Origin of the sequence: Truepera radiovictrix DSM 17093 (assembly GCF_000092425.1) — a bacterium.
GTDB classification, from domain to species: domain Bacteria; phylum Deinococcota; class Deinococci; order Deinococcales; family Trueperaceae; genus Truepera; species Truepera radiovictrix.
In genome coordinates, this window is sequence record NC_014221.1 from 579,718 (window position 1) to 602,785 (window position 23,068).

Annotated in this window: 23 protein-coding genes; 15 read left to right on the forward strand and 8 right to left on the reverse strand. The window is 66.3% G+C overall.

Going from position 1 to position 23,068, the window contains the following annotated elements; genetic code table 11:
- The first annotated feature begins 85 nt into the window (after positions 1 to 85).
- The 3 genes from TRAD_RS02645 (at position 86) to TRAD_RS02655 (ending at position 3,743) form a co-directional block, all read left to right on the forward strand.
- The gene (locus tag TRAD_RS02645; protein WP_013177040.1) at positions 86 to 1,939 is read left to right on the forward strand and encodes a hypothetical protein; all 1,854 of its coding nucleotides are present in this window, start codon (positions 86 to 88) and stop codon (positions 1,937 to 1,939) included.
- A complete protein-coding gene (locus tag TRAD_RS02650) occupies positions 1,936 to 3,444 on the forward strand; it encodes an ISAs1 family transposase (RefSeq protein WP_013177041.1) in 1,509 nt (502 codons plus the stop codon). The genes TRAD_RS02645 and TRAD_RS02650 overlap by 4 nt, the downstream gene beginning before the upstream one ends.
- Positions 3,445 to 3,539: 95 nt before the next feature.
- A complete protein-coding gene (locus TRAD_RS02655) occupies positions 3,540 to 3,743 on the forward strand; it encodes a hypothetical protein (RefSeq protein ID WP_041947110.1) in 204 nt (67 codons plus the stop codon).
- Positions 3,744 to 3,754: 11 nt separating this feature from the next.
- Here TRAD_RS02655 and TRAD_RS02660 read toward each other — a convergent pair whose 3' ends face one another.
- The 3 genes from TRAD_RS02660 to TRAD_RS16220 form a co-directional block, all read right to left on the reverse strand.
- Positions 3,755 to 5,134: a polysaccharide lyase domain-containing protein gene (locus TRAD_RS02660; RefSeq protein ID WP_013177043.1), complete on the reverse strand. Its 1,380-nt coding sequence runs from the start codon at positions 5,132 to 5,134 to the stop codon at positions 3,755 to 3,757.
- Positions 5,135 to 5,218: 84 nt separating this feature from the next.
- On the reverse strand, positions 5,219 to 5,941 hold the full coding sequence (locus TRAD_RS02665) for a CDP-alcohol phosphatidyltransferase family protein (protein ID WP_013177044.1): 723 nt from the start codon (positions 5,939 to 5,941) through the stop codon (positions 5,219 to 5,221).
- A 56-nt stretch (positions 5,942 to 5,997) separates the two neighbouring features.
- The gene (locus tag TRAD_RS16220; protein ID WP_013177045.1) at positions 5,998 to 6,174 is read right to left on the reverse strand and encodes a hypothetical protein; all 177 of its coding nucleotides are present in this window, start codon (positions 6,172 to 6,174) and stop codon (positions 5,998 to 6,000) included.
- Positions 6,175 to 6,239: 65 nt separating this feature from the next.
- Here TRAD_RS16220 and TRAD_RS02670 point away from each other — a divergent pair, with 65 nt between their 5' ends.
- Positions 6,240 to 7,109 (forward strand): metallophosphoesterase family protein, encoded by an 870-nt coding sequence (locus tag TRAD_RS02670; protein WP_013177046.1) that lies wholly within the window; start codon positions 6,240 to 6,242, stop codon positions 7,107 to 7,109.
- A 450-nt stretch (positions 7,110 to 7,559) separates the two neighbouring features.
- Here the strand turns inward: TRAD_RS02670 and TRAD_RS02675 are convergent, their stop codons facing one another.
- The 3 genes from TRAD_RS02675 to TRAD_RS02685 form a co-directional block, all read right to left on the reverse strand.
- Positions 7,560 to 8,027 (reverse strand): disulfide oxidoreductase, encoded by a 468-nt coding sequence (locus TRAD_RS02675; protein WP_013177047.1) that lies wholly within the window; start codon positions 8,025 to 8,027, stop codon positions 7,560 to 7,562.
- Between the two features lie 109 nt (positions 8,028 to 8,136).
- A complete protein-coding gene (locus tag TRAD_RS02680) occupies positions 8,137 to 8,808 on the reverse strand; it encodes a DsbA family protein (RefSeq protein WP_013177048.1) in 672 nt (223 codons plus the stop codon).
- A gap of 74 nt (positions 8,809 to 8,882) precedes the next feature.
- Complete coding sequence (locus tag TRAD_RS02685) at positions 8,883 to 9,107, reverse strand: CopZ family metallochaperone (protein ID WP_013177049.1); 225 nt, start codon at positions 9,105 to 9,107, stop codon at positions 8,883 to 8,885.
- Between the two features lie 266 nt (positions 9,108 to 9,373).
- Between TRAD_RS02685 and TRAD_RS02690 the strand changes: the two genes are divergently transcribed.
- Together TRAD_RS02690 and TRAD_RS02695 are read left to right on the forward strand one after the other, a co-directional pair.
- A complete protein-coding gene (locus TRAD_RS02690) occupies positions 9,374 to 9,763 on the forward strand; it encodes a four-helix bundle copper-binding protein (RefSeq protein WP_013177050.1) in 390 nt (129 codons plus the stop codon).
- A 67-nt stretch (positions 9,764 to 9,830) separates the two neighbouring features.
- The gene (locus tag TRAD_RS02695) at positions 9,831 to 10,190 is read left to right on the forward strand and encodes a DUF1622 domain-containing protein (RefSeq protein WP_013177051.1); all 360 of its coding nucleotides are present in this window, start codon (positions 9,831 to 9,833) and stop codon (positions 10,188 to 10,190) included.
- 38 nt (positions 10,191 to 10,228) lie between these two features.
- On the opposite strand, the gene TRAD_RS14990 is transcribed toward TRAD_RS02695, so the two are convergent.
- Positions 10,229 to 10,789 carry a thioredoxin-like domain-containing protein gene (locus TRAD_RS14990; protein WP_013177052.1) on the reverse strand — a complete coding sequence of 187 codons (561 nt, stop codon included), beginning with the start codon at positions 10,787 to 10,789 and terminating at the stop codon, positions 10,229 to 10,231.
- Positions 10,790 to 11,070: 281 nt separating this feature from the next.
- On the opposite strand from TRAD_RS14990, the gene TRAD_RS02705 reads away from it, so the two are divergent.
- The gene (locus tag TRAD_RS02705) at positions 11,071 to 12,060 is read left to right on the forward strand and encodes a YhdH/YhfP family quinone oxidoreductase (protein WP_013177053.1); all 990 of its coding nucleotides are present in this window, start codon (positions 11,071 to 11,073) and stop codon (positions 12,058 to 12,060) included.
- Positions 12,061 to 12,067: 7 nt separating this feature from the next.
- Here the strand turns inward: TRAD_RS02705 and TRAD_RS02710 are convergent, their stop codons facing one another.
- A complete protein-coding gene (locus tag TRAD_RS02710; protein ID WP_013177054.1) occupies positions 12,068 to 12,625 on the reverse strand; it encodes an MOSC domain-containing protein in 558 nt (185 codons plus the stop codon).
- Between the two features lie 117 nt (positions 12,626 to 12,742).
- On the opposite strand from TRAD_RS02710, the gene TRAD_RS02715 reads away from it, so the two are divergent.
- From TRAD_RS02715 to TRAD_RS02740, 8 genes are all read left to right on the forward strand, one after another.
- Positions 12,743 to 13,252 carry an O-acetyl-ADP-ribose deacetylase gene (locus TRAD_RS02715; protein ID WP_013177055.1) on the forward strand — a complete coding sequence of 170 codons (510 nt, stop codon included), beginning with the start codon at positions 12,743 to 12,745 and terminating at the stop codon, positions 13,250 to 13,252.
- A 135-nt stretch (positions 13,253 to 13,387) separates the two neighbouring features.
- Entirely contained in the window at positions 13,388 to 15,754 is a 2,367-nt protein-coding gene (locus TRAD_RS02720) for a S8 family serine peptidase (RefSeq protein ID WP_013177056.1), read from the forward strand.
- Between the two features lie 129 nt (positions 15,755 to 15,883).
- Positions 15,884 to 16,480 (forward strand): superoxide dismutase, encoded by a 597-nt coding sequence (locus TRAD_RS02725; protein ID WP_013177057.1) that lies wholly within the window; start codon positions 15,884 to 15,886, stop codon positions 16,478 to 16,480.
- Between the two features lie 240 nt (positions 16,481 to 16,720).
- On the forward strand, positions 16,721 to 19,318 hold the full coding sequence (locus tag TRAD_RS02730; protein ID WP_013177058.1) for an ExeM/NucH family extracellular endonuclease: 2,598 nt from the start codon (positions 16,721 to 16,723) through the stop codon (positions 19,316 to 19,318).
- Between the two features lie 1,681 nt (positions 19,319 to 20,999).
- The gene (gene tnpA / locus TRAD_RS02735) at positions 21,000 to 21,428 is read left to right on the forward strand and encodes an IS200/IS605 family transposase (RefSeq protein ID WP_013177059.1); all 429 of its coding nucleotides are present in this window, start codon (positions 21,000 to 21,002) and stop codon (positions 21,426 to 21,428) included.
- An 85-nt stretch (positions 21,429 to 21,513) separates the two neighbouring features.
- Positions 21,514 to 21,909: a hypothetical protein gene (locus TRAD_RS15930; protein ID WP_013177060.1), complete on the forward strand. Its 396-nt coding sequence runs from the start codon at positions 21,514 to 21,516 to the stop codon at positions 21,907 to 21,909.
- A gap of 13 nt (positions 21,910 to 21,922) precedes the next feature.
- Positions 21,923 to 22,348 (forward strand): hypothetical protein, encoded by a 426-nt coding sequence (locus tag TRAD_RS15935; protein WP_148221171.1) that lies wholly within the window; start codon positions 21,923 to 21,925, stop codon positions 22,346 to 22,348.
- Between the two features lie 43 nt (positions 22,349 to 22,391).
- The gene (locus tag TRAD_RS02740) at positions 22,392 to 23,057 is read left to right on the forward strand and encodes a hypothetical protein (protein ID WP_013177061.1); all 666 of its coding nucleotides are present in this window, start codon (positions 22,392 to 22,394) and stop codon (positions 23,055 to 23,057) included.
- The last annotated feature ends 11 nt before the right edge of the window (positions 23,058 to 23,068 follow it).

The window sequence follows — 23,068 nt, forward strand, 5'->3', positions numbered from 1 at the left end:
GTGAGGGCGCTGTGACGTTTTATCTAGCGTGCGGCGCGGCGACCTGGTGAAGTTGGTCAACGTGGCCGCGATGAGGTGAAGCTTTGTGAAGGTATCCAACCAGAGGCCTAAAGTCGGGGTGTTCGTGGGGCGCCGCGCTGCGCCAGCCGCTCGCGTCGGGCGCGGCGCCGGCGACCTCACCCGCTTTGTCGTAGCGCTGCTCCTCAGTTTGGGCTTCGGCGCTTGGCTGCTGTCGCTCGCGCGTCTTTCCCCCGCTGACATCGACGCTTTCGGGCTCGTCGGCGCGCTCCCCGTAACCTACTGGCTCGCGCTCGTGAGCACCCTCGCCGTCTTCGTAGCGTGCTTGGGCAAAACCGCCGCCGCGTACTACCTCGGTAGCGTCGTGCTCCTGATCGTCTACCTGCACGCGACGCCCGCGCTCGTCTACGACGGTCTGCGTTACCCGTGGGTCTACAAACACCTCGGGCTCGTCGAATACATCGGGGTGTACGGCGCGGTCGACCCGCTCATCGACGCCTATCACAACTGGCCCGGCTTCTTTGCGCTCTGGGCGCTGCTCACCGAGACCGCGCAGCTGCCGCTCGAGGCGTTAGCGGCGTGGGCGCAACCCTTTTACAACCTGCTCTACCTGCCCCCGCTGCTGCTGTTCTGTCGCGCCTTTAGCCAAGATGCCCGCGTGGTGTGGTTGGGGGTGTGGCTCTTCTACCTCACCAATTGGGTGGGGCAGGACTACTTCGCACCGCAAGCGCTCGCGTATGTTTTCTACCTCACCGTACTGGCCTTTTTGCTACACCTCTTTCCGCGGCGTGACAACCGCCTGACGAGAACCCTCGGTCCAGGGGCCGCGCGCCTCTTGCGGACGACCTACCGTCCCCCCGAGGAGCCCGAGCGTTACACCGGTCGGCGGGCGGTGCTAGCGTACACGCTCGCGCTGCTCGCCTTTGCCGCGATGGTCTACAGCCATCAGCTCACCCCGTTTGTCACCATCGTCTGCGTGATCGCGCTCGCGGCGGCGGGCGTTGACCGTCTGCGCGTGACCGCGCTTCTTTTCATGGCGCTCACCGCGCTCTGGCTCACCTTTATGGCGACGGGCTACTTAGGTGGGCACCTTACGGAGCTCCTCTCGGACCTCGGCGCGATCGGGCAGAACGTCGAGCGCAACGTCGGCGAGCGGCTTACCGGGGCGCCCCAACGCCAGCTCGTGCTCAGCGTGCAGCTCGGCTTGTCGGTGGCGCTGTGGCTGCTCGCGGGTGCGGGGCTCGTCAAGAGTTGGCGGCGAGGGCGCAGCGATCTGGCGCTCGCCGCCTTGGCGTTCGCGCCCTTTCCGCTCCTCGCGCTGCAGCCGTACGGCGGCGAGGCGCTGCTACGGCTCTACTTCTTCACCCAACCGGCGATGTGCCTGCTCGCCGCGCGCGCTTTGCTCCCCGATGGCGCCCCCAGGGTCGGGGCGAGGCGTCGGGTCGCGCTCGGAGCGCTTTCCGGGGTGCTGTTGGGGGGGCTTGTCATCGCTTACTACGGCAACGAAGCGGTCAACTACGTCTCCGCGACCGAAGCCGAGGTGTTTCGCGCCCTCTACGACACCGTGCCGGAGGGTTCGCTCCTCATGGCGGTCTCGCCCAACTACCCGCTGCGCAACTCGGCCTTTTACTACCGCGTGGTGAACACCTCGCTCGTACAGCAGCTTCGTCCGGAGCCCTTTGAAGCGGTGTTCGTCGACGAGGGGGTCGTCGACGTCAGCGCGCTCGTGGCGTACATGCGCGAGTTCCCCCACGCCTACCTGGTGTTTTCGGACGTGCAGCGCCGCAACCTCGAGGTGTTGCGCCCCGTGCCCGCCGCCTCGGTCGCGGCGCTCGCGCGTGCGCTCGCGACCGACCCGGCGCTCGAGGTGTTCTACCGAGCGGGTGACGTGGTGATCTATACCCTGAGGAGGGCGCCGTGACGCCTCTGCACCAGCGGATCGAGCTGCCACTTGTCAACCTCATCCTGAGCGGCGCAGCGCTCGCGGTCCTCGCCGCCGAGGCGCCCGCGGCGCTGCGCGCGCCCGTCGTGCTCGCCTTTGTCTTGTTCGGCCTCGGGCTCTCAGCGCTGCAGTTTCTCAGCTTCGGGGAGCTCGTCGCCGACCTGAGTTTCGTGCTCGCGGCGGGGCTCGCGCTGGTGACGGCGCTGACGGCTGCTATGCTCTACCTCGTGGCGTGGTCGCCGCAGACCGCCCTGCTGACGCTCGCGCTCCTCTGCATGGCGCTGGCGCTCACCCGCTTGGGGTGGCACCTCAAACCCCGCTGGCAGCGCCGCGGGCGCAGCGGCCAGGTCGCGAGCCGCCTCGAGGCGCCGCCCCGCCAGACGCTCCAGGGGGGCACGCCGCTCGGGGGGGGTGCCGGGCGCGTGGCTGAGCAGGGCGCGCTGCGGGACCTGCTCGAGGGGCATGTGCTCGCCGAGATGGTGTGCCTCGCGACCTTGGCGGTGCTGTGCGGGGCCAACAGCTACACGCAGATCCACCAGTACGGCCTAGCGCAAGAGGCGTGGCTGCGGAGCTTTCTGACGCTGCCGTCGGGGGTGCCGTCCCCGGAGGCCTTCGCGCGGCTTTTCGCGGTGCTGCGCCCCGACGCGTGGCGGCGGCAGCTGCTGGCGTGGACGCGGGCGCTCGTGTCGAGCGCGCCCGAAGCGCCGGGTAGCGCGTCGGTGGCTGACAGGGACGCCCCCGCCCCCGAGGGGCTCGGTGCGGTGCGCGTTGCTTTGGGCCAGAACGGGCTCGTCCTGGCGCAGCGCCCGGGCGACGAACGCGCTCACGTCGCGGCGATCCAGGAGCTTGCGACCCTCATCGAGCTTGGGGGCGCCGTCGTGACGACGGGCGCGCACCAGGGGCGAGACGTCGCCTGGACGCTGCGCGAGCACCGCGCCCACTACGTGCTAGCGCTCCAGGAGCACCCCGGGCTGCTCGCGAGCGTCCGGGACGTTTTCGGTTACGCCGACAAGCTCACCTGGAAGCTCGAGCACAGCTACCTCGAAACCTCCAAGCGGGAGGGGGAGCGCGAAGCGCGCCGTGAGTGCTGGGTCGTGCCGCCCCCCGAGTGGCTCCCCGAGCGCGAAGCTTGGCGCGACCTCGCGAGCCTCGTCAAATTGCGTTTAAGCCACACCGTCGGCGACGACACCTTGACCCGAACCCGCTACTTTCTGAGCAGCCTGCCCCTCGAGGCCGAACGCGCCCTTCACGCCACGCGTTCGTGTGCGGAGGGGGGCTGTGGTTGGCACTGGGTTTTGGAGGTGCCTTTTGAGGAGGATCAGCGCCCGGCCCGTCGCCAGAGTGCGCAGGCGAGCTGGCGCGCCCTCCGGCAGCTCGTCGCGGAGCTTTTAAACCGTGATGAAACGCTCGGGGGCGGCGACCTTCGGGCCAAGCGCCTGCGCGCCGGGTGGGACCGTGCCTACCTCTTTAAGCTCCTCTGCTAGCCGCCGGCCGTTGGTGTTCTCGACGAGGGTGCAACGGTGAGACGCCAGAAGAATCGGCCGAACGACACTTTTTCGGAGAGTTTTGGTGACTGGAGTTGACGACGTTTTTAACCACCCCGACGTTCTCTTGGCTCTCTAGCGTGGTGCTGTCGCTCGCGCTAGCGTTTTTCGTCGTCTTGGCCTACGCTGCGCTCAACCCGCGCGGCACCCTATACGAGAGGATGCGGCGGTTTGACCTCCTGGTCTTCGCCCTCTTTGCGCTCGTCATCAGCGCGCACCTCTGGCTGTTGGTCCGTTAAGTGCCGCGGAGCTACCGATTGCTGCGTTGTGTTAGCAGCTCACGGTAGCTAAACGCGCCGACGTCGAGCTGACCGTCGTCGGGTAGCGGTTGGCCGGCGAGGTCGACCGCGAGCGCGCTGTGGAGCGGCCACCGCGCCCCCGACGCCCGCGCTGGGCTGTCGGACGTCGGCGTAAAGTCCCCCCGCTGAGGGTCGCGCAAGCGGGGGTCGGCGACGCGCGACGAGCGGTCGAGCGCGAAACCGTGCAGCTCGAGGCGCGGCCTTGCGCCGCTGCTCCAGACGAGGTTGTGCGACTCGGCGAAGGGGGCGTCGGCGTAGATGGCCGTCCCCTCGACCCACAAGATGTTGTTGGTGAGCGTTAGGAGCGACGGGCTGCACGCCATGCAGACGACGCCGGAGCCGTAGCGGGGGGCCATGTAGACGGTGTTATTGAGCGCGCGCGTGTGGGGTGTGGGGCCAAAAGGCTCCCCGTGACCGCGAACGATCAGGAAGTCTCCTTCCCCGCGCTGCCGGTTGACGTAGAGGTTGTAAGCGAGGGTGTTGTGGCTGGCGACGCGGCCCTCTAAACTGCCGAGTTCGACGAACGCGGCGAGGTCGTAAGAGACGTTGTGGTGGATGAGGTTGTGGCTGCCGCCGAAGATCTCGACCGAGGCGCCGTCCTGGCCGTAGTCGAACGAACAGAAAGCGGCGTTGCCGGCGAAGAGGTTGTGCGACACGACGTTGTGATCGCCGTTGAGCAGCACCCCGAAAGCCCCCGAATCGTCGTCGCCGCCGGGGGTGTTGACGGACAAGTAGGTGTTGTCGACGAGCTCGCTATGGGTAACGCGGTTGTGCGACGAGCCCTCATCGACGAAGACGCCCGCGGTCAGCGCCGACGCCCTGACGTGACGCAGGGTGACGTGCGAGGCGTCCGTGAGGCTAAACCCGACGCGCCAACCCGTCGGGCAGTCCGGGCGGCTGTCGGGTGGGGGGTGCGCGGCGGCAGAGACCTCGAGGTGCTCGACGACGAGGTGCTGCCCCGTGATCTCGACGATCGCGCCGTTTGCAGCCGGTCGCGTCAGCCGCGGCCGCGCGCCCTCGCCGTAGCTGCCGATGAGCACGGGCGCCGCTTCGGTGCCCCGCCAAGCGGCGCGCAGAGGCTCGTCGAAGGTGCAACCGCGTCTAAGCAGGAGCTGGTCGCCGGGGTGGAGCTGAGCCTGGGCCGCGCGCGCCAGCGTCCGCCAGGGCTGCGCTTGGCTGCGGCCGCTAAAGGCGTCGTTCCCTACGGCGCAGTCGACGTAAAAGGTTGCGGGCGTCTCGCGGGCGCCCCTTAAGGCCGGGTTGCGTGAGCACGCTAGGGCGCTGGCGAGCAGGACGAGCGCGGTGAAAAGCAGAGCGTGCCAGCGCCTCATGGTAGGCAAGTATACGCCCGCGACGCGCGCGCAGCGGTCGCCGGTAAGCGTGTGGGCGTGGAGGCGTCGACGGAAGCCTCGGCGTCAGTCGGTCATCGCCTCGCGGCGCGCGCGCCGAGTGCCGAGGTCGCGTTGGAGCGAGTCGACGGTGTAAAACGCCGGGTAGACGAGCGACACCACGAGCACCAGGGTGCGCAGGGTGCTCGGCTCGAGAGCGAGGGCAACGAGGCAGAGCGCCGTCCAGAGGACGCCGAGGCCGACGTGGAGCGACCGCCCCCACGTCATGCGGCTGACGTAGAGAAAGCGCACCGGGACGAAGACGAGGAGCGAGAGCGCAAAGACCAGCAGGGTGTTAAAGAGCGGTGGGGTGCCTAGCAGATAGAGGTAGAAGACCACGATGCTCCAGTACGACGGGAAACCGACGAAAAAGCCCTCGTCGGCGAGTTTGGCGGTGGTGCGGGAGAAGCCGAACGCGCTCGAAAACATTGCGAAGGCGACCGTCAGGGCAACGGGCGGGGCGAGCAGCTCCGCTCTAAGGAGGAGCAGCATGGGCAGCACCACGTAGCTCGTAAAGTCGATGATGTTGTCCAGCGTGCTCCCGTCGATGGCAGCGGCGGTCTCTTTGACGCGGTAGCGGCGCGCCAAAGAGCCGTCGGTCGCGTCGATGACGATGGTGACAGCGAGGGCCGCGAGCGCCAACCGAAACGACCCCGCAAGGATCCACTGCGCGGCGAGCGCGACAAAGAGCAGCGTGGACGCGGTGTAGGCGTGAACCAGATAACCTTGCAAGTTGGCGCGACTCGGCATGCTGTAGCCTAGCACGTCGCGCCGCCGCTAAAGGCAGTCCCCTAAGCTACGACCTGCTACTTTTCGTCCCGGCGACCGCCGACGCGCTGCGAAGCCGCCATGATGCCGCTGCCCAACAAGATCACCACGCCAGCGACGATCCACGGCCGCGGCACCCCCAGAAGGTCCGCCGCGAGCGCTAGCCCGGCGATGAGCACCGCGTAGCCGACGAGGTAGAGGACAAGTCCCGCCACGCGTTTAGCCTACCCCGCTCAGCCGCCTTTTGCCGAGCTTTGAGGCTGGTAAAATACGCTTTACCGTGCTCGCTATTATCGCCGACATCCACGCCAACGTGCACGCCTTGGAGGCGGTTCTAGCGGACATCTACCAGGTGGGCGCCAAACGGATCATCGTCAACGGCGACCTGGTCAACCGCGGCCCCAACAACGCCGCCGTGATGGAGCGGGTGATGAATGAACCCCGCCTCGAGGCCATCACGCTCGGCAACCACGACGACCTCATGCGCATGTGGAGCGCGCGCGACGCGTCGCTGCCCGCGCTCTGGTTCGAGGACCCCTTCTGGTACGGCATGGCGTGGCCCGCCAGGCAGCTCGAGGCGGCGGGGTGGATCGGCGCGCTCGCCAATTTGCCGATGACCTACACCGTGGCGCCCCCGGGTCCCGACGGCGGCACCCTGCTGTTGTCGCACGGCTCCCCGCGCCACTACCGCGAGGGTTACGGGCCGTACCTCGCCGACGCGGCGTTTGCCGAGATCACCGCCGCATACCCCGCTGACATCTACATCGGTTCGCACACCCACCGCCCCGCAGAGCGCCGCTTGGGTCGGTACCTGATGCTCAACACGGGCGCGGTCGGTACCCCCTTTAACGGCGACCCGCGCGCGCAATATCTGCTCATGCACCCCACCCCCGAAGGTTGGCGACACGAGTTTCGCGCCGTCCCTTACGACCAGCGCTCGGCACTGCGCGCCTTTAAGACCTCGGGCTACCTCGAGGAGGGGGGGCTAAGCGCGCACATCTTCTACGAGGAGCTGCGGCTCTCCCGGCCCCTATACATGGGGTTTTGGACCTGGACGGAGGAGGAGGCTCGGCCCAAGGACTGGCCCAGTTGGGAGGCGTTTCGGGCGCGTTACGCGGAGAAGTTCGTGCCTCAGAGCATCAGCCGGTAGACGCGCTCGCCCACCCCCTCGTCGGCCACGTTAGCGATCACGCCGTTTGGGTGAAAACCCATGTGCAGGTGCCGCGCCTGCGCGGCCTCCTCGTCGGTCTGCGAGGAGCTGAGGAGGGCGATGAACCCCTCGGAGGTGGGGTGCGCGGTGAACTTCGAGCAGCTGCCGCGAGAGCCCCCGATCCGCGGTGCGCTTCGTCGACAACGATGAATTCTAGAAAGGGCACCGTCGTCCAGAGCACGGTGTAGCGCGCCACACCGACGCGTCGTCCGGCACCCTCGACGACGACGGCCTCGCGCGCCGCGACGCAGCAGCTCACGGAGGTCGCCCGGGCGGGCGAAGCGGACGTGATAGAGGGTCTCGTGGTAGGTCAGCCGTCACACCCTGCACGCCATGCCAACCGCCACGCCTGAGCCTCGCTCAGGAAGGCACGGTGACGGCGCCTGGCTATCAAACCCGCGCCTCGGCGGCCTCGGGACGGCCGAGGCTGACCGCAGCGGGGCGTGCGCTGCGCGCGACGCCGATGAGCAGGACGCTAATCAGCACAAACGCGACGAGCGCGAGAAAGGGGATGGTGATGAACCCCAACCAGTTGATGTACTCCTGGTTGCAGGGAACCCCGACGCGGCAGAGCGTCGGGGCGCTAAACCCGGGGACTTTTTGCTCGAGGTAGTGAAAGAGTGAAAACGCCCCGCCGATGACCGCGAGCGGCAGGGCGTAGGCGACGACCCTGCGGTCTTGCCGGTAGCTGGCGACGCCCAGGATGATCACGAGCGGGTACATCATGATGCGCTGGTACCAGCAGAGCGTGCAGGGGACGAAGAGGCGCACTTCGGAGAAGTAGAGGCTCCCTGCGGTCGCGACGATGGCGACGAGCCACGCCGCGTAAAGACCGAAGTCCCGAAAAAAACGCGTCATGTGGAGGTTTCCTTAACCGTGGGGCGTGGCGTTAACGGCATCTCGGGCGGCTTTCTGGTCGCGGGGCGTCGCCAGCGACCGACGGCGTGCTTACCGTGACCTTCGTGACCTAGTTGCTCTGGGCGTTTTGCACCGCGGCTTGGATCGCTTCGAAGCTAAAGCTGTCTAAAGCGACCCCGTCGACGAGCACCGTCGGGGTGCCGCGCACGCCGGCGCGGTTGCCGAGCTCGCGGTCGGCTCGGATGACCTCGGCGTAGCGCTCCTCTTCGGTGCACGCCCGTAGCTCGTCGGCGTCAAGGGCCGGCACGTTGTTGCGGGCGATGTCGGCGAGGCGTGCAGGGGTTGCCCACTCCTGGGTCTCGTTACCTTGGGAGCGGAAGACGTACGTCTTAAAGTCCCAGAAGGCGGCCTCGTTCTGGCGGTAGGCGCACTCGCTGGCAATAGCGGCGGTTGTAGAGTCGGGCCCCAAAAAGGGGTAGTGGATAAAGTACATCCGCGCCTGACCGGTCTCGATCAGCTCGCGTTCGACGCGCGGCAGGATGCTCTCGTCGAAGTAAGCGCACGCGGGGCACTTGAAGTCTTCAAAGACAGCGATCTCGACGGGCGCTGCGGGGTCGCCGAGCATCGGGCGTCCGTCGAAGCTGAGCTCGCCCGCTGCGGCGCCGGCTGCTCGCGGCGCGAGGCGCGCGTAGAGGACGATGCCGAGCACCACGAGGGCGAGCACGCCGAGGGTGACGAGGGTCAGGCGCTGTGCGGGTGCGGAGGTTCTGGGCTTAGCCATACGGGGTCAAGTATACGCGGCAGCGCCCCGCGCTTGCGTGTGCTGGCCTTAAAGAGGGTGAGAGCCCCTAGCCTTTAGAGGGCGGTCTGCGTGTCTAAACTCGCGCGGTAGCCCTCCTCTTCGACGGCGCGGAGCAGCACCTGGACGTCGGCGGCACCCTCGACGCTGGCGCGCTGCGCCTCCAAATCGACCTCGGCGCGTTCGACGCCGGGGACGCGCTCGAGCGCCCCTTTAACGGCTTTGACGCAGTGCTCGCAGGTCATCCCCTCGATGTTGAGTTCGGTTTTGTAGGTTGCCATAGCCTCTCCTTTGACGCCATCATATCCGGCGTCTAGGAGCACAACACGTACGAAGCGTTACGGGTGGTGTGTTACCGAGCGGACGCACCTCGCTGCGCCATCGTGAGCCCCGATACGGTTCCGTCGGTGCGTGCGGCGTTAGATGCAAGAGAAGACTGACGTCTGGGAGGTGCAGCCAGCTACAACGCTTGGCATGCGGTTTTGGCATGCGATTTGCCGTGAGCGCGAGTTGGCTGTAAGTACGAACCGACTGCTAGGGAGAAACGATGCTGCAAGAGATGCTCAAAACCCATCCGAACGCGACCGCGACGGACGCGCAGGTGGCCTGCTTGGAGGCCTGTTTGCAGTGCGCCGCCACCTGCACCTCGTGCGCGGACGCCTGTCTCGCCGAGGAGAGCGTCGCTCACTTAAGGGAGTGCATCCGCAGCGACCTCGACTGCGCGGACGTCTGCGCGGCGACCGCCCGCCTCGTGGCGCGCCAGACGCAGACGGACGCGGCGATCTTGCGCGCGCAGCTCGAGGCGTGCGCGGTGGCCTGCAAAGTCTGCGGCGACTCGTGCGCCGAGCACAAGGACATGCACGAGCACTGCCGCATCTGCATGGAGGCGTGCCGGACCTGCGAAGCGCGCTGCCGGGAGCTGCTCCAGAGCCTCTAAGTCTCGTCTGGACGAGTTGCAGACCGGATACGCAGGTTGAGCCGGGGGGCGCCGCCCAAGGAGGGATATGGAAGCCTTCTTCGAGGTGTTTGCACACACCGCGGGTGTCGTGATCGAGCTTGCGGGTATCGCCGTGATCCTCCTTGGCGTCCTCGTGTCGACGGGGGCGTTTCTGCTGCAACTTGCGCGCGGCTCGAGGGGCGCTTACAACCGCTACCGCAGCAACCTCGGTCGCGGTATCCTTTTGGGGCTCGAGTTTCTAGTGGCCGCCGACATCATCGGTACGGTGGCCTTAGAGCCCTCTTTTGAAAACTTGGGTGTGCTAGCGGGGATCGTCCTCATCCGCACCTTTTTGAGTTTTTCGCTCGAGGCCGAGATCCTCGGGCGCTGGCCGTGGCAAGCGCAGCATGAAAAAGGGGAGGGTTAACCCTCCCCGGCACTGCTCCTCAAGGGGTCGTCTAAAGCCTAGTAGGGGTGATGGTCGACGCCCTCGTACGCCTCCATAAAGGCATTGATCTCGTCCGGGTCGATCTCGTCAAACGTCTGCAACCGCTGCCAAGCGGTCATGGCGTACTGCGTCTCGAGTTCCTCGCGCGGGGCGATCACCACGCGGCGGTAACGGCGGGCGTCGTACGCGTTCTCAAGCGCCTCGACGTGCGCCCGGTTCTCTTCGGGCGTGCCCATGCGGTACCACAAGATGACCCCGGCGTCCTCCATGTTGTGCACCAAAAGCTCGTCGGGCTGCACCTCGGTGTAGGAGCCCCAGCCGGCGATGCTCGGATAGTGCGGCCCGGAGGTCGGCGGGTTCGAGTTGTACGCCGGGGTCGGCGCGCCGGGGCTGATGTGGGCGTTGCCGAGGCTTGCAAACCGTTCCCCCGGCAGCTGCGACTGCCGGTAGAGGTTGATCCCTGCGGGGACGAGCACCAGCAGCGCGAGCCCGAGGCCGATGAGGAGTCCCTTCCACGAGCGCTTTTGCTGATACTTGCTGACTTTGCCCTTGCGAACCGTTCTGCTCTTCGTAGCCATGGCTTCAATGTACCGTGCGTTGAGGTGGCGGCGCTGTCGGGTGCTTGACCCTGACCCCTGGCTCGAGGTCTTTAGGCGGTGACCCCAAGCAATGCCAAAAAATGGTTGCACCGGAAGATGCAGGTCTCACCCCGAAAGGGTGGCGGGAGAGCGCCTTCGGAAGGTGCGTGCTAGACAGCGCTGCGCCGATCTACGCGCCTCGAGGTGTGTCGCACGCGCCGGGCGGGTTGCCCTGGGTCCTCCCGACCTCCTGGGTATAGTGACCCCGAAGGGGTGAACGGATGAACACGTTTCGCGCGTTTCGCGTAACCAAAGAGGGGGAGACGTTCCGCCGCGGCGTCCAGGAGCTGTCGCCGGAGACGCTGCCGGAGCATCCGGTGACGGTCGAGGTGCACTACTCGTCGCTCAACTACAAAGACGCCCTGTCGGCGACCGGCAACCCGGGCGTCACGAAGCGTTACCCCCACACGCCCGGCATCGACGCGGCGGGGCGGGTGCTCTCCTCCGCGGACCCGCGGTTTCGTCCCGGCGACGAGGTGATCGTCACCTCGTACGACCTCGGGATGAACACACCGGGCGGGTTCGGGGAACGGATCCGGGTGCCCGCCGAGTGGGTCGTCCCGCTGCCGTCAGGGCTCAGCGTCCGCGACGCGATGGTGCTGGGCACCGCCGGGCTGACCGCCGGGCTCTGCCTCGAGGCGCTCTTGGAGCGGGGGCTCAAGCCCGAAGACGGCCCGGTCGTGGTGACGGGCGCCTCGGGCGGCGTCGGCAGCGTGGCGGTCGCGCTCCTCGCTCACCTGGGCTTCGAGACGCTGGCGAGCACCGGCACCGAAGCGGCCCACGCGTGGCTGAAGGCGCTGGGGGCGGCGGCGATCCTCCCCCGCGAGGAGCTCGCCGAACCCTCCGAGCGGCCGCTGCTCAAGGGCCGCTTTGCGGGGGCCGTGGACACGGTCGGGGGGGAGACGCTCAGCAACGTCGTCAAGTCGCTGCGCCCCCGCGCCGCGGCCGCCGCGTGCGGCCTCGTGGGCGGCCCCGAGCTCTCGCTCACGGTCTTCCCCTTTATCCTGCGCGGGGTCAGCCTCTTGGGGATCGATTCGGCCGAGTGCCCGATGCCGCTGCGCCGCCGCGTGTGGGAGAAGCTCGCTGGGCCGTGGAAGGTCGACCTCTCGAGCATTACCGACGAGATCACCCTGGAAGACCTAGACGCCAAGATCGACGCCATCTTGGCGGGGCGGACCCAAGGGCGGGTGCTCGTTCGGGTCGCGGCTTGAGGGGCGCTCAAGGTTGGCTGAGCGGCAAGCGCTCTAGCGGCACGACGGGGTCGCCGACGACGAGGCTGCCCCCCGTGAGGGCGCGCGCGAGCAGCCCGCCGTGCCCCCGCACGGCGTTGTAGCCGCCCGGCCCGAGCGCCGCTTCCATCCGCGAGCAGGGGTGGCAGAGGCCGCTGCTCTCGAGCACGACCTCACCCACGCGAAACCGCCACCCCTGCAGCGCGATGAGGTTGACCCCCGAGACCACCAGGTTGCGCCGCAGCCGCTCCGGCAGCTCCGAGGCGTCGGGCAGCCCCGCGAGCGCGGCGATGACCGGCAGGTGCTCGGCTTGGATGAGGCTCACTTGGCGGCCGCTCGGGCGGGGCTGCGCGCGGGCGCTGCGGTGGTCGCCGACGAGCCCGACGCCCGCGACCGCCTCGGCTCGCGCGACGCGTTCGGCGGCGCCGCGCCGCTCCTTGCGCAACACGATCGCCTCGAGGCGTCCCCGTTGGGGGAGCGTCGCTAGAAGCGCCGGCACGGTGCTCGGGCGCTCGGCGGGGGCGGCGTCAGAGGGTCGGGGGCTCATATTCGGCAGCGTACCCTACGCTATGCTGCTCGCATGTCGGACATCTCAGGCGAGGGGCGCTCAGGCGACCTACATCACCCTGACCTCGGGCATCACCCTGACCTCGGGGCGGACCGGTTGACGCTCATCCGGGGCGACATCACCGAGATGCGCGTCGACGCGATCGTCAACGCCGCGAATAGCTCGCTCTTAGGCGGCGGGGGGGTCGACGGGGCGATTCACCGCGCGGCGGGCCCCGAGCTGTTAGCGGCGTGCCGCACCCTCGGGGGGTGCCCTACCGGCGAGGCCAAGCTGACGCCGGGTTACAACCTGAGCGCGCGCTTTGTCATACACACCGTCGGCCCCGTCTGGCGGGGCGGCGCGCACCGTGAGGACGAGCTCTTGGCGCGCTGTTACCGGAGCTGCTTTGCGCTTGCGCGGGAGCACGCGCTGCGCTCGCTCGCCTTCCCATCGATCAGTACGGGCGCCTACGGCTTTCCCATCGAGCGGGCGGCGCCGATCGCGCTCCGCGAGATCCGCCAGGCGCTCGCGGCGAACGCGCCTTTACGGGTGACCGTCGTGCTCTTTGGCCAGCGCGACCTCGAGACCTACCAGGCCTGCCTCGAGGCGGCGGGGCGCCGCCGCTAGGCGCGCTGCTCGACCGACGCGTTCGCTTTAAGCCGCGCGCCGCCGGCGAGCGTTGGGCTGCTACGTCACCCGTAAGTCGCCGCTGCCCGCGAGGCGCGCACACCGAGGTGCTAAAACAAAGAGCGTGGAGGACCGATGAACGTACACAAGTTTGCGCCTGAAGGGCGCCGCGCCGCACCCCTGCACGCGCTCCGGGGGGGTGCTCGGGGGCTCGCCGCCCTGCTGGCGCTCCTGTTACTCACCGCGTGCGGGACGCGCGAGGACGCTCCGACGGGGGCGCTGCGGCTCGACATCTTCGGGTTGCCCGCGGGGCAAGCTGCTGCGGTGCAGGTCGCTGGGCCGGGGGGCTTTGCGAGGACGCTGACCCAAAGCCAAACGATCACCAACCTGGCGCCGGGGAGCTATACGGTGAGCGCCCAGAGCGTCGCGGGCTACGCGCCGCAGGTCTCCGGTTCACCCGCTCAGGTGCGCGCGAACGCGACCGCGCAGGTCTCCGTGACGTATCGCGCCGCTCCCGGTCCTGGCCCGGGTCCAGCGCCGGGGCCCGGGGGCGACATCTCCGGTACGGTGAGCGTCGTCGGAACGGTGCCGGTCGGGGCGGGGGCAAGCGCGACGGCGCCCTTTGTGCCGGGGGAGGTCATCGTCAAGTTTCGCGAGGCGCTGACGGCGCAGGGGACGCTCCAGGCCGCCGGGCGTTCGCTCGCGCCCGTGCGCCCCGTCGGGGGGGAGGGGGCGCAGCTCTACCGGGTCGCAGCGGCGGAGCTCGGTACCGCGAGCGCCGCGCGCGAGGCGACGTTGGCCGCCGTCTCGGCACTGAGGGCCCGGGAGGACGTGCTCTACGCGCACCCCAACTACCTGGTAGAGGCGTTCGCCGAACCCAACGACCCGCTCTACGCCGGTCAGTGGCACTACCGCGCGATCAACCTGCCCGAGGCGTGGGCGATCACCACGGGGGGGCCGGTGACCGTCGCCGTGCTCGACACGGGCGTCGCGACGGGGCACCCCGACCTCGCCAGCAAGCTGCTCCCCGGTTACAGCTTCGTGACGGTCGAGGGGCGCGGCGCCGACGCGACCGACCCCGGGGGGGGCTCGAGCTACCACGGCACGCACGTCGCGGGTACCGTGGCGGCAGCGACCGACAACGGCGTCGGCGTCGCCGGGGTGAGTTGGGGCGCGCGCCTGCTGCCGGTGCGGGTCCTCGGGCAGAGCGGCGGCAACCTCGCCGACGCCATCGACGGCATCTACTGGAGCGTGGGTCTGCCGGTTCCCGACGTCCCCGACAACCCCAACCCCGCCCGCGTCCTTAACCTGAGCCTCGGCGGCCCCTTTCTCTGCAGCGAGGTGCCCGCCCTGCAAGAGGCGTTCGACCGCGCGGTCGCGACCGGCGCGACGGTCGTCGTGGCGGCGGGGAACGACAACACCGACGCGAGCGGGGTGACCCCGGCGAGCTGCGGCAACGTCATCACGGTCGGGGCGACGGACGCCCGCGGGGTGCGCGCGGGGTACTCGAACTTCGGCGCGCGCATCGACGTGATGGCGCCGGGGGGCGACCTCGGCCGCGACGACACCGGTGACGGCGAGCCCGACGGCGTCCTGAGCACGCTGCGCGATCCCGCAAGCGGCCAGGACACCTACGGCTACCTCGACGGCACCTCGATGGCGGCGCCCCACGTCGCGGGGCTCGTCGCGTTGATGAAAACCCTCCGCCCGGGGCTGACGGGGCCGCAGGTGCGCGACCTCTTGGCCCGCACCGCGACGCCGATCTCCGGCTGCAGCGTCGGCTGCGGCGCTGGGCTTATCGATGCGGCGGCCGCGCTAAGGGCGCTCCAGGCGCCGGCTGCGCCCAACTTCGCGCTCGGCTTGAGCCCCGCGACGCTCTCCCTCACGGCGGGGGAGAGCGCCGACGTGGAGGTGAGCATCAGCCGTGCGAACTTTGACGGCGAGGTCGCCCTGAGCGTCCAGGGGGTGCCGAGCGGCCTCAGCGCGACCTTCTCGCCGCAGAGCACGGCGGGCGGGAGCAGCACCCTGACGCTGAGCGCCGACGCCGAGCTCTCGGGCACCTTTGAGCTCACCGTGCAGGCCGTCGGCGGCGGGCTCACCCGCACGGCTACCTTGAGCGTCTTTGTCGAACGCCCGGACGCCCCCCCCGTGACGCCGACACCGACCGTTGACGTGCAGGGCACCTACGTCTTCGCCTGCCCCGTCGTGGTCGCGGAGGCGGACGTCTGTGACGTCGCCGCGCTGCCTTCGGTGCAGATCGCGGAGAGCGGGACGAGCGCCAGCTACACCATCCCCGATGTGCCGCCGGGGAGCTACTACGTGTTCGCGTGGAACGACCTTAACGGCAACGGTCAGCTCGACGTCGGTGAGCCGGTCGGTGTGCACGTGCAGGGGGACCAAGCGGTGACGGTCGTGCCCCCCGTCACGGGGGTCGACATCACCATGGTCCCCGCCGTCGGCACCCAGGCGGGTGGCGTGCGCCTGCGCCACGGCGCCGAGTGAGCGGCTTTGTAAGCCCAGAAGAGGTTCCTTGGAGGCGCCTCTGCTAGCCTCCAGAAGACCCGTGAGGGCGGTTGACGCTTGCGGTACGCTTGGTCTAGGGCGCGCAAGCGCCCGAGAGAGGAGCATCTGATGGCCTTTAATCTGCCCGATCTGCCTTACCCAACAGACGCGCTCGAGCCCCACATCGACGCCAAGACGATGGAGATCCACCACGACAAGCACCACGGCACCTACACCACGAAGCTTAACGACGCGGTTCAAGGGACCGAGCTCGAGGGGCTCTCGATCGAGGAGATCCTCCGCAAGGGCGCTGAGAACCTGCCCGCGGCGGTGCGCAACAACGGCGGCGGCTACTACAACCACAACCTCTTCTGGGAGTGGCTGAGCCCGCAGGGGGGCGGCGAACCCACCGGCGAGCTTGCCGAGGCCATCGCCCGCGACTTCGGCTCGTTCGCGGCCTTTAAGGAGAAGTTCAGCGAGGCGGCCGCCAACCGCTTCGGTTCGGGGTGGGCGTGGCTCGTCTCCGAAAACGGCAAGCTCTCGATCACCAGCACCCCCAACCAGGACAACCCCATGATGGAGGGCAAGCACGCCATCCTGGGCCTCGACGTGTGGGAGCACGCGTACTACCTCAAGTACCAAAACCGCCGCCCCGAGTACATCCAGGCGTTCTGGAACGTCGTCAACTGGCCCAAAGTGAGCGAGCTGTACGCGCAGACGAAGTAAGCGCAGGGGTCTTCACCGCGTGCCCTCGTCGGGCACGGCGCACGCGCACGGAGGCGTCCCGTGCGCGTGCTTTTTTGCTTAGAGCGCGTTCGCGTCGCGGCACCTTCCAGCGCTTGACCGTTTCCTGACCCGAGGGGGGGCGGCAGGTGTTACGGTGCTCCCGTGCGCGAACCTCCGCGTCCGTCGCAACGGGCGCCGTGTCGCGCGGGGGGCACCCAGAACCTGTTTGGAGGAGGCCGTATGAAAAGGCTAGCTGGAGCGTGGGTGGCCGCGCTGCTGGTACTCACCGCGTGTGGCGCGAGCGAGCTGCCGCTGCCGGCGGCGCCGCAAGCCGCCCCCAGGGTCATCGCGCAGTGGACGTTTGACGACGCCACGCTCGAGCCCGCGCTGGGGAGCGCTGCGGCGACGGCGGGGCCGGGGCTCATGGGCGAGAGCTTCGTGCAGGGGAGTCCGCCGAGCGGGAGCGCGTGGAGCTTCTCGGGGTGGAGCACAGAGGGTTTGGACACGGCCAAGTGGGTCGAGTTTGCGCTCAGCACGCGAGGGGTGAGCGAGCTGACGCTGCGCTTCGACGAGCGCCGCTCTGGCACGGGGCCGAGCGCGTTCGAGGTGCGCTACAGCACCGACGGAGTGACGTTCACCGCGCTGCCCGAAGCGGTGACCCCGACGCGAACGCTGCCCGGCAACACGAGCTTTCGCACCCAGAGCTTCGACCTGAGCGGCGTCGAGGCGTTAAGCGACCGGGAACGGGTCGCGCTGCGCATCTACGGGTACGGCGCCTCGAGCGCGGCCGGAACCTGGCGCTTCGACAACGTGACCATCTCGGGGGTGGCCACGGGCGAGGGGGGCGGCACCGAACCCCAACCGGCGGCGTGCGACCTCCCGAGCACCCCCATCCACGCGGTGCAGTCGGGTGCGGCGACCGGTACGGTGACGGTCGAGGGGGTCGTCACGGCGGACTTCCGGGAGGGGCTAAGCGGCTTTTTCCTGCAAGACGTCGAGCAGACGGCCTTCCCGGCCGCCTCCGACGGCGTGTTCGTCTTTACCCCGGCCGGCAGCGCTTTTCGGGACGCGGCGCTGGGGCCCGGCGACCTGCTGCGCATCACCGCGCGCGTCGGCTCGTTTCAGGGGGCGACGCAGCTCACCGCCGTCTCGGAGCTCACGACCTGCTTGGTGGGCGTCGAGGTCGAACCCGTCACCCTGACGCTCCCCTTAGACCCCGACGCGCGCGCACCCTACGTCGGCATGCTCACCACGCTCCCGCAAGACCTCACCGTCACCGAGACCTTCGTGCTGGGCCGCTTCGGGATGCTGAGCGTCGCCGCGGGCGGGAGGCTCTTTCACCCGAACAACGGCAACGTGCCGGGGGCGCCCGCGGCGATCCGCGCGGACAACGTGCGCCGCCGCCTGATCATCGACGACGGCAGCGCCGTGCAGAACCCCGAGCTCATCCCCTTTTTGAGCCGCGACCTAGAGGACACCATCCGCGTCGGCGACACCATGCGGGGGGGCGTCACGGGGGTGATGAGCTTCGGGCGCCCGAGCACCTTCGCCGCGTCGGGCCCCGAGGACTACCGCCTGCACGTGCTGGACACCACCGCGCCCGAGTTCGTGCCGACCAACCCGCGCCCCGCGGCGCCGGCAGATGTCGGTGGCGACCTCAAGGTCGCGTCGTTTAACGTGCTCAACTACTTTACGACCTTCGGTTCGCGCGGCGCCGGTGACGCCGCCCAGTTCGCCCGTCAGCGCGCGAAGCTGTTCGCGGCGCTCCGCCGCATCGACGCCGACGTGGTGGGCCTCATCGAGATCGAGAACAACGGCGACGGCGAGGGCTCGGCGATCCGCAACCTCGTCGACGGCCTCAACGCGGTGTACGGGAGCGAGGTCTACGCGGTCGTCCCCGACCCCGCCGACACCGGTACCGACGCCATCAAGCAGACGTTCATCTACAAACCCGCCGCGCTCGAGCTCGTGGCCGTGGCGAGCGACAGCGCGAGCGTCCACAACCGCCCCCCCGTGGCTGCCACCTTCCGGCAGCGCGGGGCGCCGCACGGCCTCTTTACCGCCGTGGTGGCGCACCACAAGTCCAAACGCTGCAGCGAGGGCTTCGACGCCCGCCCCGGCGACACCGAGCAGGCTTTCGAGGGCTGCTTCAACCAGCTCCGCACGGAGCAGTCGCAGGCGCTCGCGGCGTTCGCCGCCGACCTCAAAGCGGCGCACGGCGACACCGACGTGCTCCTCATGGGCGACCTCAACGCCTACGCCCTGGAGGACCCCATCGCGGTGCTGACCGGTAGCGGCTTTGAAAACCTCACCTTGCGCCTTCAGGACGCGGCGCGCTACTCCTTCGTCTTCGACGGCGAGTCGGGGACGCTCGACTACGCGCTCGCCTCGCCGAGCCTCGCCGCGCAGGTCACCGGCGTCGACATCTGGCACATCAACCCCGACGAACCGCGCGCCTTGGAGTACGATTCGGCGCCGCGCTTCGGCGGTGAGGACCGCTTTACGCCGACGCCCTACCGCTCGTCGGACCACGACCCGGTGATCATCGGGTTGTCGCTCACGGGCGAGCCGGCGCCCGAACCGACCCCGCAGGCGGCTTTGGCGGCGCTTAGAGCCCAGGTCGAGGCCCTCGGCCTCAACCGGGGTCAGCTGCGGGCGCTCGTGACCGACCTAGACAGCGCCGAGCGGCATCTCAACCGCGGTCAGACGCGTCAGGCCGAACGGTCGCTGAGGCGCTTCGAGGACGGCGTGCGCCGCCTTGTGCGGCGGGGTGCGCTCACGGAGGCGCAGGGACAACCGCTCCTAGACGCCTCGAGCGCGCTGCGCGCGCGGCTCTAGACGGTAGGGGTTCGGTAGGGGAGTGGCTTGCGCGGCCACTCCCTTCCCCTATGTTGTAAGAAGCAGATCTACTTCGCCGGGCTTTTTGCCTTTGTCGCCAAACAAAAGGGCTTGCGTTTTTTTGTTACATAATTCCTCTACGTAGTAACGATGCAGGGGCAAATTCCGGACATGAAAGCAGCGCACCTTCGGCATGCTCGCTCCTTAACTGTCTTAATCGTTTGTTCATAGAAGGCCATAGAGCTTGACGTCTATTTTTTTTTTTTGAGCATATTAACCTCAGTCAACCACGATAAACCGCTCCAGCGGTTGACCGTTCCATCGTGATGGGCTGGGGCAACGGGGAGGCAGGAATGCACCGTAGCCGATGGGTTCTTTCTGTGTCTGTTAATTTAATTTTGGTTGCTCTGGTTGGATGTAGTCAAAGCGTAAGTCCACTTCCGGGAGAAGAATTCGACCTTTTACAGGATGCTCAGCCTGTTCCCCCTCTTATTGCTCAGCTCCAAAGCCTTGACCGCGCCTTGGAAAATGGTTTGAGTCTTCAAGGTGTCAGTAATTTACATATGGCAACGCTTACGGTAGAAGACTTCTATGGCAACCCTTTCGTTCATGTAACCGTCACTTCACCCATTCCTATAGGTGAGCTCTGGGCATTTGCCGCTACATTGAGTGGTAAAGAATGGCAAGGAGATTTAGAGGGGAGCCCTTGGAATATAGCCATTACGGGAGCAACGACGGCTTCCTACCCTCAATCCATGAACGGGGTGGGCTTGGAAACGCTTATAGATTTTAGAGATACCATTACAGCTATGGGGGGGCCGAGAAAGCTCAGAAGAGTAGTTGCGGCTATGTCGACCATCTTCTTGCTGCAAGATATCAATGGGGTGTACTGGAACCCCAACACGCGAGCTCCAGCGGAAAGTGAACTACTCTCTTTTCTCAGAAGTAACTACGATGAGATGGTATCGGCTAACAACTCACCAGAGTTGCAAGAACAGCTAGCCGCCCTCTGGGCACCTTACCTAGAACCAACTTCACGAGCCAGTGCCGTTTTAAACTTAGATCTCCACCCTGACTTGGCTTCTGCCGATGGAAGTCTCAATCTGAAGCGGGCTGCTGAGTTATTGCGAGACAACAAAAACTTCACACCCCAGGTGAGAAGGATCCCCAAGGTCGTTTGTGAGTATGTTCTCGGGTTTGCTGTGTGCTATGACCTTCTGCACGGTTACATTAACCCGCGGCATCAAGCACGTAGCGGGGCGTACTCTCAACACCCATACTTCTTCGGGTGGAAAGACACGCATACCTTCAAAATGCCAAATTGCGCTCCAAAAGGGGGAGTTGTACAAGGCGCCCCTCTCGGATGCGGTCCGGCGTCTTTTATAAGCCTGGTGTGGCGATTATGGGCAGATGGCGAAGTTTTCTATGATAAGAAATACAATGGTGAACCGTTTGGTAAGGATAAGTATGGATTCTTTTGGCCTTATCGGTCGAGCAAACGAGAATCAGATGACGTTGACTACAGCCCTGTAGATTCAATTGCCGTCAACATGACAATGAGGTCAAGCCACTACGAACGACCTGTTATTGCGAGCTACATGGGATCGTGCTTCATTATTCCAAGCGTAAGGTTGAAACCACCGCCTTTAGGCGGTCAGATTTCATCTGCTAGCCTTGGCGGATGGAGTATCGCTATGGCAGCCATACCGTCTTCAACATCGAGTACCACTTTGTGTGGGTCACGAAGTACCGCTACAAGGTGCTGAAAGGGGACATAGCCGAGCGTGTTAGGGAGTTGGTGCGGCAAACCTGCGAGGCGTTCGAGATACGGATTCTGAGCGGAGTGGTGAGTAGCGACCACGTGCATATTCTGGTGAGTGCGCCGCCGACAATGGCGCCGAGTGAGATCATGCGGCGGATCAAAGGGCGAAGTGCGAGCAAGCTATTCGAGGAGTATCCGAAGCTAAAAGCACGTTATTGGGGGCGGCACTTTTGGGCTAGAGGGTACTTCTGTGCGACGGTGGGGCAAGTCACGGAAGAGATGATCAAGAGCTACCTGGAGCATCACTTCGAGCCGACCCGAGAGGACAACTTCAGGACAGAGGACTGACGGGTCTATGACCCGTATCCCGACTTTCAGTCGCTCTTTCAAACCCTCCGACTTTAGTCGGTGGTTGTTTAGTGTTAGAGGAACGATGACTACCGGAAAGAATTATGTAGACGGCGGCAATGCCTTTCTCAAAGATCAGGGTAAACAAGCGAGCAGCCGGGGTACGGGCAACCGTCTCCGAATGGGCCACAACTTTTCTAAATTTCGTTTCAATGTTTCGTCTGCGAGCGCAAAAGGCACCATTCTGCACCGAGAACTGGGACTCTACAACAGACCTGTGATTGCAGAATATTGGCTGGACAAAGACGGGCTCACTAAGTCCGGACATTTCTCACCGGTGACCGAGTATCAAGTTTTGAAACACAAGAAGGGTGGTCCCTGGATCATCAAGATAAAAACTTTAGATACACCCAGCAAATGGTACGTAATTAGTGACCACAAACAAGCGGAGGTCGGGGTGTATTACATTGAGCGCTACTAAATTTTTAGCGTTTGTGGCGTCGTTTTTGGTGCTAACGACCTTGACCGGCTGTTTTATGACCTTACCACCCTACATCAGCCTCATGCTCCTTAATTCCGAAGATATGGCACAAGAGCCTAGCTGTCCTGGTGGTATCAAAGCGCGCCTGAAGATTGGCACCATCTTGGTGGAAACGCCTGTTGTCGAACGAGGCAGGTATGGTGAAGGCGTCACGCTTCCCGATGACGTGCGCGTCGGTACGCCAGCAGAGCTGGAGGTGTGGTGCTACGACGAAGGTCAGCAGGGGGGAGGCTACATCCGTATCGCCAAACCCTTGCAGCCGAGTTCCGCGGCCGACCTGCTCATTTTTCCGGATCGTCCAGGTGTAGACCGCTCGCTGTGCGTTAGAGGTGTGGAGGAGGTTGACCCCGTACCCTGCGTTCGGACGCAGTTGTTGTAACCATCCGTATCTATCGTCTTGACCCAGAGAGAGACTGGACAACGTGACCCATCGCCTGCTGCTTCTAGCCGTGCTCACGCTCTTGTTAACCGCTTGCCCCGCCGCCCAACCTCCAGTCGACCCTGCACCCGACGAGCCCCCCATCACTGTGCCCGACACCTTCCCGGTCACTGAGGTCGCTGGAACGCTGCTCAACTGGACGAACGGGGAGGCCTTTGTGACGCTGACGGGTGGCTACTCCGAGACCTTCATAGGGGACCCGGAGTTCGATGGGGTAGAGCTTAGCGAACCCACTTACAGAGGCACGCTGGCCGCAGACGGTTCGTTTAGCGTCCCTTTAAGCCCGCCCGACGCCTATATCGAAGATCCCTTTCCATTCACCCTGATCTGTGAAAATGGCGAGAGCTACACTTTCGGCGTCTTATTGCTCGCAGTCGCCTCGAGCGTCCCGGGGCCCGCGCAGTCCGACGAGGTGTTCGGCATCTATACGCTTGGTCTCCCCGACAGCTTGCTACAAGACGCGGTATGGCTCTACACCGAGGAGGCGCTCGAGTTAGACACAGCGTGCGTCTTACCCGGCAGCCTCGCGCCCGCGGCGGTCGCGCTCAACCTCGTTTCTGGTTGGAATCAGGCCATCTTGACGCTGGGGGAGACGGCAAGGCTCGAGTCCGGCGCGGTGCCCGGAACGTTCGTCTGGAGCGAACGCTAAACCCGCTGTGG